Below are 15,070 nucleotides of genomic sequence, written 5' to 3' on the forward strand. Positions count from 1 at the left end.
GCCGGCAAACGCTGGGCGGTCGAAAAGGAGCAGGAATTGCAGACAGCCGATTTTCTGATCGTGGGCGGCGGCATCGCCGGCGTATCGGCGGCCGCGCGGCTCGCACCGCACGGCCGAACCCTCCTGCTCGAGGCCGAGGACAGCTTCGGCTATCATTCGAGCGGCCGGAGCGCGACCTATTATCATTTCGGCATTGGCAAATCGGTCGTGCGCGGCATGACGGCGTTCAGTCGCCCCCATTTCGAAACCGTGGGCGCGAACGGCACCGCGCTGTCGCGCTCGTCTCCCGCGCTGTTCATCGCGCCGCCGGAGATGCTCGCGGGGCTCGACGAACTCGAGGTGGAGATGCGACCCTATAGCGACGGGCTCGAACGCCTCGACGCCGATGCCGTGCGGGGCATCGTTCCGGTCCTGCGGTGCGGGGGTGACGGGATCGTCGCCGCCGTGCTCGACCGGACCGCTCGCCGCCTCGACAGCGAAGCGCTGCAGCAGGATTATCGCGCCGCGATCAAGCGCGCGGGTGGCAAGTCGATTGCGGGTGCCCGCGTCGTCGCGGTCGCGCGCGAAGGGAGGGATTGGGTCGCGACCACCACGGCCGGCGACCGGTTCGCGGCTCCCGTCCTCGTCAACGCGGCGGGCGCCTGGTGCGACGAAGTCGCGCGCCTGGCGGGCGTCGCGCCGCTCGGCCTCCGCCCGCTGCGCCGGACGATCATCGTTTTCGATGCTCCGCCGGATCAGGAGATCGGCGACTGGCCGTTCACCAAGACCGCGGTCGACGATTTCTACATGCTGCCCGAATCGGGGCGGCTGCTCGCCTGTCCCGTCGACGAGGTTCCGAGCGAGCCGACCGACGCCCAGCCGGAGGACTATGACATCGCGCTCGCGGCGGCGAAGGTCGAACATTATACCTCGCTCGCCGTCCGGCGGATCAGCCATAGCTGGGCGGGGCTGCGCACCTTCACGCACGACCGCGTTCCGGTCGCCGGCTTCGCGCCCGATGCGGAAGGTTTCTTCTGGCTGGCGGGTCAGGGCGGCTATGGTCTGCAGACCGCTCCTGCGATGGCTGCCGCCACGGAGGCGCTGATCACGGGTGGCGACTGGCCCGCCGGTCTGGCGGATTGGGGCGTCGATCGGTCCGATCTTGCCGTGGAGCGCCTCCAACGCGGCAACCCGGCAGGGTGAACGCCCGCACGGGTTCGGCTCCCTTCTGTCGCTGAAGGCGCGAGGATTGCCTCGGGCAGTCTGCCTCTGGCGATACCCGGCCCGCTCGGGCTATTGCGTCGCTTGCACAGCCGGCGGTCTGCAGTATCGGGTCAGCGGCTCGCCGGTCTCTTCGGATATCAGGCAGATATAGCCGGGCTCTCCCGCCGGGACCGGCACGCCTTTCGCTATCACGAGCGTGAAGGACTGGCCTCCGTTCAAGTTGATCGGGAAATGCGGAATTGGCCGAACGAGCCGGTATCGATCGGAAGCTTCCCTGACCAATGTGCCCGATCCGATCAATTGAGCGAGACCCATTGTACCCGGCATGACCTGATAGGATTCGACCGAAGTCCGTGCGATGACGTCGCGCGGATTTATGGTGACGACTCCCGCCTCCCAGCTTTGCAGCGCCTGTTTCCACATCTCGGGATCGAAGCCGCTGGCAACCGGCGTTTCCCGTTCATCCGCGCGGATCACGTCGCCCGAAGGCAGCGACAGACGTTGCGCCTTGGGGCTGGAAAGAATGACATCCGGCGGACGTCGCAACGATATCTGAATGGACGCGCGTGCCTTTTCCGGCTCGCTGTAACTCATGGTTCCGAAGGCTTCCGGGCAATCGGACCGTGAAATCGTGACCTTCGATTGGGGCATTCCGACAACGCCTGATGCCGAAACATCGCTTTCGGCGGCGCTCGATGACGAGACGACGACATGGGCGACGCGGCGCGTTTCTCCGCTGAGGCGCCACAGCATCGATTGGCGGGAAACCAGTATCAGGTAGAGCTGCTCGCTTCCCGGCTCGATGGCAACATCGAGGAGCGTGGTTGCCTTGTCGTTCCCGCCGATCGCGACCGACGAGAGCGCCTGTGCATCGTTGCTGCCGTAAAGGACCAGCTTTGCGTTGGCGGGCACCGGCGGCAAGGGGCAGGTCGCGGCGTGGCGCAACAGGCGCGCTTCTTTCCACTGCGCCTCGATCGCCGAGAACTCGGCCTTCGACAACTCGCCGTCGCCATCCTTGTCGAGCGCCTCGAATAGAGCCTGCGCGAGTAAACGCAGTTCCTTTGCGCTGAGTTTGGCGTCACCATCGGGATCGAGCGCGAGCAGATCGTCGAGCTGCCGGGTCGGTCCTCGATCGCGCACCCCCGCGGCAATTTCCTGAAGCGTGATGGCGCCGTCGCGATTGCCGTCGAAGCGGCGAAACATCTCTTTCGTCTCGTGGCTTCGCGACTGATTCCGGCCCAGCGCAGCCCATTCGACCTCTTCGCGCGTGACCCGGAAGTCGCCATCGAAATCGTGGGTCAGGACACGCTGAATCTCGCCAGCGCGGGTGCGGGCCGCGCGCTCGGCCATCTCGAACCTTATGTCGTCGGCATCGAGACCATCGTCCGCTCGATCGACCGACCGGACCAGCCGAACCATCTCCGCGACATAGTTTTCGATCTTGGCTCCTTCGCGAAGCGGTTCGATCAGCACGGCCGGCATGCCATCAACCGCAGCCTGCTGAGCTTCCGCGACCGAACTGGTGGATGACGCGAGCCATAGGGCCGCAAGAATCGCGCTGTTCGGTTGCCGCATCGTTCGCCCAGCCTGTTGCTATCGGACCGAAAATAGAGCGCGACCAGTTAATATATACTGTGCCGGCCGGCAGCTTTCGGTGCTTGTTTTCCCGGCGGGAATCGTGTGGACTGGACCCCGATCAAAGCGGGGCGCCATTCATCTGATGACCACTTCCTTGTGCGACGCAGCCGGCCGCCATGACCAAGCGTCGCGGGGCGATGTGGCTCGGATATTCGCGCTGTCCGACCGTCAATCGGAGCTTCTGTGGCACCTCGTGGAAACCGGCGGCCTGCGCGAGGCGGCACGATCGATGGATTGTTCCTACGTATCGGCGCGCAACATGCTCGCGGAGATCAAGACGAAGTTCGGGCTCGATACGATTCCCATGCTCGTGGGACAGACGCTCGCGATGAGTGACGATCGGGACGTCGGCGCCGCCTTTCATGACCTTTTCGGGTTGACCGACCGTCAGTTCGCGATCGCGCGCGCGATCGCCGTCCGCAAGAGCCGCGCGGAGATCGCCGATGCCCTGGGGCTGTCGGACGCGGTCGTCGATGCCGAGATGAAGAATATCCATCTCATCCTCGGCGCGAGCAATGCGGCGGAAATCGTGCGACTGGTCTCCGCCGCCCTGTCGCACGACCAGGTCGATGCCGAACCCGAAGTGTCGATCCTGGGCGGCCATGTTCTTCCCAATGCGTCGATCCAGGTCGGTGGCCGTACGGTCGCCTATTCGGATTATGGACCGGTGGGCGGGCGGCCGGTTCTCATCCTCCACAGCACGATCACGGCGCGGGCGCCGCCGACCCGCCTCGTGCGGGTGCTGGCGAAGCGGGGCTTCCGCGCGCTGGCGATCGATCGTCCCGGATTCGGCGACACCGACGCGCCGCGCGATCAACTGCCGCCGTATCGCGTGGCGTCGGACGATGTCGCTGCGCTATGCCACAGGCTGGGCATCGAAAGGATCGACTTGATCGCGCGGGGCAGCGGGCAGGCGGCCGTGAGCCTGGCGCTCCACCAACCCGATCTTGTCGATCGCGCGATCCTCGTCAATCCGACGCCCGCCATCTCGCACACGCCGCATGATCGCGGCCCGCTCGGCATCGTGAAACGGCGATTCGCGGCGAATCCGGCCCTTATCGAACTGACGATCCGCACGCTCGCCCGTTTCGGGACCGCGACGCGGCTGCGCGACGGCATGATCCGCTCGTTCCGCGACAGTGCCCCCGATCTCGCGCTCGCCGAAAGCGATCCGCAGTTCATCGCCGATTATCTGCGCGCGACGCGCGATTTCGGGCGCGGGCGCATTCGCGGCTATGTCGAGGAGCAGCGCGCCTGGGCGACGGGTTTCGACGTCGCGCCGCTGCCCGGCAAGGATCGGTGGCGCATCGTCCAGGCGGCCGACTATGTGCTCCACGCGCCCGAAGTGGCGATCGCCTATTGGCGCGCCCGATTGCCCGATACGCCGCTGCAGCGGGTCGAGGGCGCCGGCCAGATGCTGGCCTATTCCCATCCCGAACATGTCGCCGATGCGCTTGGTCCGGCATGATTTTTTGAAACGACCATACATTCCGGGATGGACGCTTTCGGGCCGCGGCCGATAGCATGAGGGCCTGTCACGGATCCGCCGGGGGGCGGATCGGATGGGGCAATGCCATTGCGGCGCGCGCGGATTGACCACCCGCCGCGGTCGCGCGGACGGGGGTAGAAAAGCGGATGCGGCAGCGGCACCCATATGATTGGGACGATCTTTTTCTCGATGCGGCGCTCGATCCCGGCAAATGGCTCGGCGCGCTCGACACGATGGCGAGCCGCACGGGTTCCTCCCGCGGGCAGCTGATCGGCGTCGGCGCGGGGCGGGATATCCCCTTCAACATGGTGACCAGCTTCACGCCCGCCATGATCCGAAAGCCCGAAAGCCATGACTGGTACAGCGAAACGGCCAATTTTCGCGTCGCGGCCTCGAACCGCCAGGTCGCCCGCGGACATTATGATCCGATCCTGCACGAAGATCATTATGACGCGGTGATCCCGAGCCTCGCATCGCGCGACTATATCGAATGGTGCGAGGAAATCGGTATTCCCTTCGGCTGCCAGACCAATCTGGTCGTCGACGATTTCGGGATCGTCGGGCTGTCGACGCTGCGCAGCCGGCGCGACGGGCGAACCACTCCGGCCCAGCGCCAGATCTTTGCGGAGGCCGCCGTCGCAGCGCGCCGCGCGGTGCGGTTGCAGGAGAAGCTCGAGGGACATCAGGCGCATTTATTTGCGGGTGCCTTCGACGCGATCGCCATCAACGCCTTCATCATCGACGCGCGCGGCCATCTGCTCGCCCATACCGTCGCGGCGGAGGCTCTGTTGCAGTCCGGGGCCGTGCGGTGTGTGGGGCGGTCCATCGACGCCAACGGTGCGCCCCACACGCTGCGCGCCCTGATCCAGGAACTTTTGGTGGAGGGTGGCGCGCCGCATGTCCGCACGATGCTCGCGGCGACCGATGAATCGGAACCGCTGATGATCGAAGGCTTTCGGTTGCCCGAGCGCGAGTGGTCGCTCGGCAGGCTGCCCCACGCGATTCTGGTCGTCAACGCACCGCGGCGCGACCGCGCGGGCGTGACCGCCTATCTGTCGGCGATCTATCGACTGAGCCTGGCCGAAGCCGATATCGCGCTGCGGCTGTTCGAGGGGAAGACGCGGCCGCAGATCAGCGAGGAACGCGGCGTCACGAGCGAGACGCTGCGCGGCCAGATCAAGCAAATCTATCAGAAATGCGGCGTCAATGGCGAGGCGGCGCTGATGCGCCGGTTGGCACCATTTTTTGCGTGAAGACCCCCCCGCCGGGGGATGACGCCAAGACGGCGGATAAAATAGGGCTGTTGTTAAGCGGTTAATAAGCCGTCGATCACGGGGGTCGTGACGAACATCGCGGAAGAAGGAAGGCCGGAGCGCAGTGCGCTTGCGGAGACCCTTTCGCTCGGACTTCAGAACCAGGGGGTAAGCATATCATGTCGACCATTTCAAAATCGCGCCTGCTCGCGACGAGCGCGATCGCCGGACTTTCGATTCTGCAACTCGGAACGCCGGCGCAGGCGCAATCCTTCGGCATCCACAATGATCAGCCCGATACGCAGGAAATCTCGGTCGGTGCGGACGAGGAAGTCGTCGGGGACGACATCGGCATCTATGCCGACAATGGCGCGGTGATCGTCGATAATGCGGGGGTGATCCGCGGCAACGGCAATAGCCCGGGCGGGCTCGACAGCCGCCCGAGCGGCGGCATCGTGATCGCGCAGCCGGGTTCGGAGATCACCAATAGCGGCGAGATCAGCGGCGCCGCGAACGGCATCGCGACCTCCTATTTCTTCAGCGAGGACGAAGAGGGCGAAAATCTTCCGCCCGAAGCACGCGCGGCCGACACGGTGGTCGTCAATAGCGGCCTGATCAGCGGCGAGGCCGGGGCCGGCGTGTCGCTGACCGGCGGCGGTAGCGTCACCAACGACGGCACGATCCGTGGTCTGAACGGCTTTCCCGGCAGCGGCGTCAACGGGATCGGCGTCGCGATCTCCGAATTCCCCGACGCGATCGCCGAGGGTGTCGATGGCATCGGCACGATCGTCAACAACGGCGATGGAGCGATCGAGGGACAGACTTTCGGAGTGGTGCTGTCGGGCGGCGGGACCATCGAGAACCATGGCGCGATTCGCGCCACGGGCCAATATAACCCGACGATCCCCGGCGCCCAGACCCCGATCGGCATCGTCATGGGGGCTACCCCCGAGCAGGAAGGGCGCAGCGCGACGCTGACCAACGAGGGGCTCGTTCAGGGCTTCATCGGCATTGTCGCGGCGGGATCGCTCGACACCGTCACGATCGAAAACGATGGCATCATCAACGGGCAGGTGTTTGGCCTGTTGGGTGCGTCGAACGGCGCGCTGGTGGTCGATAATGCGGAAGACGGCCAGATCCTCGCCGGCGGCAACGCGGTCGGCACGAACACGAGCACGCTCGCCCTGACCAATGCCGGCCTGATCCAGAGCCAGAGCCAGAACGGCGTCAATATCCTGAGCGCCGATGCGGTGATCGAGAACAGCGGCACGATCCGCGGCGCTCTGTCGGGCATCACCACCAATGTGCTCCAGAGCAGCCCGGGAGTCTTCGAGGCGCTGGCGGCCAATAGCAGCGTCACCAACAGCGGCACGATCATCGGCGGCGGCGGCGCAGCGGTCGCGCTGACCGGCGGCGGTTCGGTGGTCAACAGCGGCACCATCCAGGGCAGCAACAGCGCCACTGGCGCGGCGGGAATCGGCGTCGCGATCAGCGAATTCGAAGGCGTGATCGCCGAGGGGGTCACGGGCATCGGGTCGATCGTCAACGACGAGGACGGCCTGATCGAGGGGCAGACCTTCGGCGCCGTGCTGTCGGGTGGCGGGACGATCACGAACAGCGGCACGATCCGCAGCACCGGCGTCTACAACCCCGCTACGGCGGTCACGCCCATCGGCATCGTGATGGGCGCGACTCCCGAACAGGAAGGCCGCAGCGCGACGCTCGACAATAATCAAGGCGTGGTGACCGGCTTCCTAGGTCTCGTCGCCGGCGGCTCGCTCGAAACCGCGACGATCAATAACGCCGGGATCATCAATGGTCAGGCGCTCGGCATCGTCGGCCAGTCGACCGGCGACCTTGTCATAAACAATGCGGAAGATGCCGAAATCGCTTCGGGCGGAACCGCCATCACGGCCAATACCAGCCGGCTGATCGTCGAGAATGACGGCATGATCCGCGGCGATGCGCAGACCGGGATCAATATCCTGACCCCCGATGCACTGATCACCAACCGGGGCACGATCGTGGGCGGCCAGTTCGGCATCACCACCGGCCCCTTTCAGGTCAGCCCCGGCGTCTTCGAGGGCCGGGCGACCGGTACCAGCGTCGTCAACGAGGGCACGATCATCGGCGAGAGCAGCGATGGCGTTCGTCTGATCGGCGGTGGCAGCGTGACCAACAGCGGCACGATTTACGGCCAGATCGGAAGCGACGCCGATGGCATTTCGATGTATGCGCAGGTCGATCAGGCGAACGAGGATTACAGCGCGCTCGTCACCAATCAGGACGGCGGTTCGATCGTCGGTCAGCGCTTCGGCATCATCCTGTCGGGCGGCGGCGCCGTCGACAATGCAGGCGAGATTACGGGCGTCGCCGGCGGCGTCTTCATCCAGGGAACGGCGATCAACACCGATGTGAGCGAAGACCGCAGCGGCCTGACCGCCAGCATCATCACTTCGGGGACGATCCGCGGCACCGGCGAGCTCGGCGGTAGCGGAGGCGGCGGCTATGGCGTCGGCTTCGGCAGCGACATGTCGACCGCTACTCTCGAGAATAGCGGCACGATCGTCAGCGATTTCGGTGCCGCCGTCTCGCAGGGCTCGCGCGCCGACGTGACGGTCACCAATGCCGAGGGCGCGACGATCACCGGCGCGACCTCGGGCATCTATTCCTTCGCGACCGGCACGCTTGCGGTGAACAATGCGGGCACCATCCGCGGCGACGGTAGCTATGACGGCTTCGACGCGGCGCCCGATGCGGGCATCACGATCACCACCGCCGCGTCGAGCGTGACCAACAGCGGCACCATCTCGGGCGCGGGCGCGGGGATCACCACCGCCTATCAATTCGATGAAGACATCAATGGGCTGGTTGGCCTCGCCATCGGCACCGAGGTTGAAAACAGCGGGACGATCGCGGGCGAATCGAACGACGGCGTCCGCCTGATCGGCGGCGGCAGCGTCACCAACAGCGGCACGATCACCGGAACGGGCAGCGCGCTCGCCGACGGCATCTCGATGTTCGCCTATGACGGACAGGATGCCGCGGACTATGCGGCGAGCGTCGTCAACAGCGAAGGCGGCACGATCGGCGGCGACCGCTTCGGCATCATCCTGTCGGGTGGCGGGTCGGTCGAGAATGCCGGCACGATCGACGGTGCCGTCGGAGGCGTGCTCATCCAGACCGATCTCGCCGACACCGCGGGGCTCACCGGCGTCTTCACCAACAGCGGCACGATTTCGAGCGCGGAGGGCGCGGCGATCATTGCCCATGTCCAGTCGAACGTCACCAATTCGGGGACGCTCACCGGCGGAGGTGGGGTTGCGGTTCAGCTCGACGCCTATGACGACAATGTGACCCTGCGCACCGGCAGCGCCATCACCGGCCTCGTCGATGCGGGCGAGGGGGCCGACAAGCTGATCCTCGACGGCGACATATTGGAACTCACCGAAGCGCAGCGGCTTACCGCGGCGGCGGGGTTCGAGGAATTGCAGGTCGCGGCGGGCTATTGGTCGACATCGGGCGTGGTCGGCGAGTTCGGCCATGTCGCGATCGACGAAGGCGCGGCGCTTCAGGTCAATGAGGTGACGGTCGGCGGCGAAGCCGATTCGCCGATCCTGACCGCGTCGGTCGTCACCAACGGCCTCCTCGTGCTGAACTTCGGCGACGACGAGACCGTGTCCAACCTCGACGAACTGACGATCAGCGGCAGCGGCAAGCTGCAACTGATCGGCGACGCGGTGTTCACCGTCGATACCGATACGGTGGGACACACCGGCGGCACCATCGTCTCGAACGGCGGGCTCGTCCTGACCGGCCTGCTCCAGGGCGATGTCGTCACCGAAGGCAACGGCTATTTCGAACTGGGCGCGGGCGGCACCGAAGGCAGCTTCGAGGGCAATATCGTCAACGACGGCCGCTTCGTTTTCAACCGGTCGGACGATTATGACTTCCTCGGCGCCTTCTCGGGCAGCGGCACGCTCGACAAGCGCGGCGCCGGCACGCTGACCTTCATGGGCGACTATGCCTTCCAGGGCGTCACCAACATCTTCGGCGGCGCGGTCCGCATCGGCGGCATCATCAACCCCGAAACCGAGTTCAACCTCGGCGAAGGCGGTTCGCTCGATATTACCGGCAACGACCAGACGATCGGCGGTCTGGCGGGCGAGAGCGATGCCCAGGTCGTTCTCGGCGACAACCAGCTCACCGTCGACCAGAGCACGAACAGCGAGTTCGCGGGCGCGATCTCGGGCAGCGGCGGCTTCGTCAAGACGGGCGACGGCACGCTGAACCTGTCGGGCGACAGCGACTATACCGGCCCGACCACGGTCGACGGCGGCAAGCTCGCGGTCAACGGCTCGATCGTCTCCGAGGTCACCGTGAACGCGGGCGGCGCGCTCGGCGGCAACGGCAGCGTCGGATCGACGACGGTGGGCGGCGACGGCAAGCTGACCCCGGGCAATTCGATCGGCCGTCTGACCGTCGCGGGCGACCTGACCTTCGCGGCGGGTTCGGTCTATGAGGTCGAGGTCAATGCCGCGGGCCAGGGCGACCGGGTCGATGCGACCGGCACCGTCACGATCGACAGCGGTGCGAGCGTCGCGGTCCTCGCCGAGGACGGCGACTACAACGGCCGCACCGATTATGTGATCGTCACCGGCGCAGGCGGCGTCGACGGCAGCTTCGGCTCGGTGACGAGCGACCTCGCCTTCCTCGATCCGCTGCTGCGCTACAGCGCTACGGCTGTGACCCTGTCGCTCTATCGCAACGACGTCGATTTCGCCGATGTCGCGATCGGCTTCAACCAGGCGGGCGTCGCCGCCGCGGTGCAGTCGCGCGGCATCGACGATCCGCTGTTCGAGGCGGTGGTGAACCAGAATGCGGCGGGCGCGCAGGCGGCGTTCGGCGACCTGTCGGGCGAAATTCTCGCGAGCACGATCAGCGGCCTCACCGACGACAGCCGTCACCTGCGCAACGCGCTCTACGGGCTGACGGGGCCGGAGGAAGCGAGCCTGTTCGTCTGGGGTTCGGCCTTCGGCGGCTGGGGCGATTTCGACGCCAAGGCAGGCCGCTTCGCGATGGACACCGATCACAAGGGCTTCGTGACCGGCATCGGCTATGGCGGCAAGGGCTTCGCCGCGGCGCTGTCGGCAGGGATCGGCAATTCCGACTTCCGTTTCGGCGGCCGCAGCGACCGGGCAAAGGCCGACAGCAAATATCTGGCCGCGCATCTGACCTATGGCACCGGCGCGGGCTTCCGCGGCGCGGCCGGGCTCGCCTATGGCTGGCACGATGTCGATACGGTGCGCACGATCGGCTTCACGCCGCTCGCGCAGACGCTCGAATCGAACCGCGACGCGACCACGCTGCAACTGTTCGCCGAGGCCGGATATGATGTGAAGACGGGCAGCCTCGCGCTGACCCCCTTCGCCCGGATCGCGCATGTCCGCACCAAGAGCGACGCCTTCGTCGAGACGGGCGGTAATGCCGCGCTCGCGCTCGCCAAGGCCGAGCAGGAAACGACCTTCCTCAGCCTCGGCGCCCGGGCGCGTCTCAACGCCGATCAGCTGGGCTTCCAGCCCTATCTGTCGGCGGCGTGGAACCGCGCGTCGGGCGACCGCGGCGCTCCGGCCCTGGCCGGCTTCGCGACCGGCGGCGGCAGCTTCGCGCTGCTCGGCACGCTGATCCCGAAGAACTCGGCCGAGGTCGAAGCGGGCTTCGACTATAGCGCGGGCAATCTGCGGATCGGCGCGGCCTACAGCGGCACGCTCGCGTCGGATCGCAGCACGCATGGCTTGCGGATAACCGCGCGGATCGCCTTCTGACCATACTACCCCGGTTGGATGGAAGACGCGCGGTTCGGGGCCGGAGCAGGGTCAATCGCTTCGGCCCCATTCGATAGAGACGAGATATCCCGATGCTCGCCGCGACCCTGAGCAGAAGGATGGGCCTCCGGCATGTCATGTGCCGGAGGCCCGAAAGGGCCCGCCTGCCGGTGGGCCCTTTCCATTGCGGTTCAACGAAAGAGGGTTCCCCGCGATCGCGGCCGTTCTCCCGCGGCCCGCATCTCGGGCACGGGAAATGCGCCTGTGCTTGCGCATTGCATTCGTAATCGGAACCGTTCCGCAATCCTTCTCCCGCCCGGATGGCTGTTGCCGGTTGTCGCTGGCATGCCCATATAAAAGCGTTTGAATTCAATATCCTTTCAAGCGGCATCCGGACAGGCGGATGCGTCTGACCATCCCATGCAACGATCGATCCGCCGCCGCGTCCGATGCAGGGCGACCCGGTGGGACGCATTGACAAAGGGAACGTTATCATTTAGGTGAACGTTCACATGAAAACGCCGTCATCAGAGCGGCTCAATCGGGAGGGTTCAGGATGCAGGCTTCGCACAGGCATTGGCTCGCCAGGCTTTTGGTCGGCACGTCGGCGCTGTCGCTGATGGGGGCGGCGCAGACCGCGATGGCGCAGGAAGCGCCGGCGGACAATGGCGGCGGCGACGAGATCGTCGTGACCGGTATCCGCGCCAGCCTCGAATCGGCGGCTGCGATCAAGCGCGACGCGCAGGGCGTCGTCGATGCGATCTCGTCCGAGGACATCGGCAAATTCCCCGACACCAATCTCGCCGAATCGCTCCAGCGCATCACCGGCGTGTCGATCGACCGTTCGAACGGCGAGGGCTCGACCGTTACCGTTCGCGGCTTCGGCCCCGAATTCAACCTGGTGACGCTGAACGGCCGCCAGATGCCGACCGCGATCATCGGCGACGGCGGCAGCGCGCCCTCGTCGCGCTCGTTCGACTTCGCCAACCTCGCGTCCGAAGGCATCGCCGCGGTCGAGGTCTACAAGAGCGGTCGCGCGACGGTCGAATCGGGCGGCATCGGCTCGACGATCAACATCCGCACCCCGCGCCCGCTCGACAAGCCGGGGATGCACGGCAGCCTCTCGGTCAAGGGCGTCTATGATTCGTCGCGCAACGAAGGCCATCCGATCACGCCCGAAATCTCGGGCATCTTCAGCACGACGTTCGCCGACGACAGGATCGGCATCCTGATCACCGGCTCCTATCAGAAGCGCAAGTCGAGCACGAACCAGGCCAATGTCGGCTGGCGCGACGGCTATCTCGGGTCCGATGAGAATATGTGGGGCGGACTGGCCTTCCCGGGCGATCCGCGCTTCGCCAACATCACCAACCGCCCGGGGCCGGACGACGTCTATCAGGTGCCGCAGAATGGCTCCTACGACCTCAACGATATCGACCGCGAGCGCATCAACGGCCAGGCGGTGCTGCAATTCCGCCCCGTCGACGGGCTGACCGCGACGCTCGATTACACTTATTCGCGCAACACGGTGCAGACGCGGAACAGCAATGTCGGCATCTGGTTCAACCATGAGGATACGACGAGCGCGTGGACCGACGGTCCCGTCGCGGGGCCGATCTTCTATTCCGAACATTTCGCGGCGCCCGCCGCGCCGCCGAGCGAGACAACGCTGAACAGCGGCAAGGATCTGTCCTACAGCGGCGCGCTCAGCGACAACCGCGCCGAAAACCGTTCGCTGGGTTTCAACCTGACCTGGCAGGGCGACGACGGCGTGACGATCGACCTTGACGCGCATCATTCGACCGCGACAGTGAAGCCCGTCAATCGTTTCGGGTCGAGCATGTCGGTCGGCAACGCGATCTTCGGCGTTCAGAACCAGACGATCAATTTCGAGAACGACCTGCCGATCCTGTCCTACGAAATGTATCCGGGGATCGATCCGCTGAACGCCGCGCTGATCCAGCCGACGGGCAATGCGTTCCGCGCCGCCTATTTCCGCGACGAGATCAACCAGGTGCAATTGCACGGCCGCTATGATCATGAGGGCGGCTTCCTCGACAGCATCGATTTCGGCGTATCCTATGTCGAAAATAACGTGCGGTCCGCCTTCGGCACGATCCAGAACGATACCTGGGGCGGCGCGGGCCCCGCGTCGGACATTCCCGACGACATCTTCACGCTCCAGACGCTGCCCGACAAATTCCCCGGGCTCGCGCAGCCGGGGATGATCCAGAGCTTCTATTCGTTCGATTTCGAGCGGATGGCCGACCTGATCGAAAATCTCTACGGCACCTGCAGCAGCCCGCTGACCGGCGCGCAGGCGATCCCCGGCACCTGCATCGCGGCCTACAACACCGACCGGCGCATCACCGAAAAGACGCTGGCGCCCTATGTGCAGGTCGCGACCAAATTCGATCTGTTCGACAATCCCGCGCATTTCGTCGCCGGACTGCGTTACGAAAGCACCGATATTTCGTCGGCAGCGCTGGTGCCGGTCCCCGTCGACACGCGCTGGGTGGGCGAGAATGAATTCAACATCGTCCTGTCGGGCGACAGCGACTTCACGCGCTTCAAGGGATCGTATGAAAACTGGCTGCCGGCGTTCGACCTCGACGTCTCGCCGCTGCAGGACGTCAAGCTGCGCGCGTCGTACAGCCACACGATCACCCGCGCCGACTATGCCAATATGCAGGGCGGGCGCACGCTCGACACGCTGTTTCGCGTCGGCGGCGGCACGGGGGCGCAGGGCAATCCGGGGCTCGTCCCCTATAAATCGAAGAATATCGATCTGTCCGCCGAATGGTATTACGCGCCCGGCAGCTATGTGTCGGTCGGCTGGTTCCACAAGGATGTCAGCAACTTCATCTCGACCACCCGCGTCGATACCCCGGCCTTCGGGTTGACCACTCCGGTGAACGGGCCGCGCTGGAACGCTGCGGTCGCGGCGATCGGGCAGGGGGCGACGGTGTCGCAGATCCGCCAATATATCTTCGAACATTATCCCGATACGGTGACGATCACCGGCGGCGCGCCGGGCACCTATGTCGGCGTCATCAACAGCGCGCCCGGCGATCCGCTGCTCAATTTCCAGATCACGCAGCCGATCAACAGCGATCAGACCGCGTCGCTGAACGGCTGGGAGTTCGCGCTCCAGCACAGCTTCTGGGACACCGGCTTCGGCGTTCTGCTGAACTATACGATCGTCAACGGCGATGCGGTCTATGACAATACGCAACCGGCGTCGGTGCCGCAGTTCGCGCTCACGGGGCTTTCCGACAGCGCCAACGCGGTCGCCTATTACGACAAGGGCGGCCTGCAGGCGCGCGTCGCGTGGAACTGGCGCGACAAGTTCCTGCAATCGACGGGGCCGAACCCGACCTATGTCGAGGCCTATTGGCAGATCGACGCCAGCGCGAGCTATGAATTCATTCCCGGCTTCACCGCCTTCGTCGAGGCGATCAACCTGACCGGGGAGGGGCGGCGCGCGCATATGCGAAGCAGCAATAATGTGACCTTCGTGTCGCCGGGCTTCGCCCGCTACGCGGCCGGTATCCGCTTCAACTTCTAGGCGCGGCAACCCCTCCCTGCCGCCAACCGGCGAGAGAGTCGTGCCTTCGGGGCGCGGCTCTTTTGCGTGACGGGCGGGGACGGGTGGCGTAAGA

General features: G+C 65.6%; 6 protein-coding genes. 5 read left to right on the top strand and 1 reads right to left on the bottom strand.

What is annotated here, in order from left to right:
* Window positions 1–36: 36 nt before the first annotated feature.
* Window positions 37–1,182, top strand: coding sequence for an NAD(P)/FAD-dependent oxidoreductase (locus ACVENA_RS00615; protein ID WP_449327214.1), 1,146 nt, complete (start codon window positions 37–39; stop codon window positions 1,180–1,182).
* Window positions 1,183–1,272: 90 nt separating this feature from the next.
* On the opposite strand, the gene ACVENA_RS00620 is transcribed toward ACVENA_RS00615, so the two are convergent.
* Window positions 1,273–2,676 (bottom strand): EF-hand domain-containing protein, encoded by a 1,404-nt coding sequence (locus ACVENA_RS00620; RefSeq protein WP_449327215.1) that lies wholly within the window; start codon window positions 2,674–2,676, stop codon window positions 1,273–1,275.
* Window positions 2,677–2,980: 304 nt separating this feature from the next.
* Between ACVENA_RS00620 and ACVENA_RS00625 the strand changes: the two genes are divergently transcribed.
* The 4 genes from ACVENA_RS00625 to ACVENA_RS00640 all read left to right on the top strand — a co-directional run bounded on the left by ACVENA_RS00625 (window position 2,981) and on the right by ACVENA_RS00640 (window position 14,976).
* Window positions 2,981–4,309: an alpha/beta fold hydrolase gene (locus ACVENA_RS00625; protein ID WP_449327216.1), complete on the top strand. Its 1,329-nt coding sequence runs from the start codon at window positions 2,981–2,983 to the stop codon at window positions 4,307–4,309.
* 167 nt (window positions 4,310–4,476) lie between these two features.
* On the top strand, window positions 4,477–5,583 hold the full coding sequence (locus tag ACVENA_RS00630; RefSeq protein WP_449327217.1) for a helix-turn-helix transcriptional regulator: 1,107 nt from the start codon (window positions 4,477–4,479) through the stop codon (window positions 5,581–5,583).
* A gap of 179 nt (window positions 5,584–5,762) precedes the next feature.
* Window positions 5,763–11,408, top strand: coding sequence for an autotransporter domain-containing protein (locus ACVENA_RS00635; RefSeq protein ID WP_449327218.1), 5,646 nt, complete (start codon window positions 5,763–5,765; stop codon window positions 11,406–11,408).
* 556 nt (window positions 11,409–11,964) lie between these two features.
* Window positions 11,965–14,976: a TonB-dependent receptor gene (locus tag ACVENA_RS00640; protein ID WP_449327219.1), complete on the top strand. Its 3,012-nt coding sequence runs from the start codon at window positions 11,965–11,967 to the stop codon at window positions 14,974–14,976.
* The last annotated feature ends 94 nt before the right edge of the window (window positions 14,977–15,070 follow it).

This window comes from Sphingopyxis sp. 550A (genome assembly GCF_053569535.1).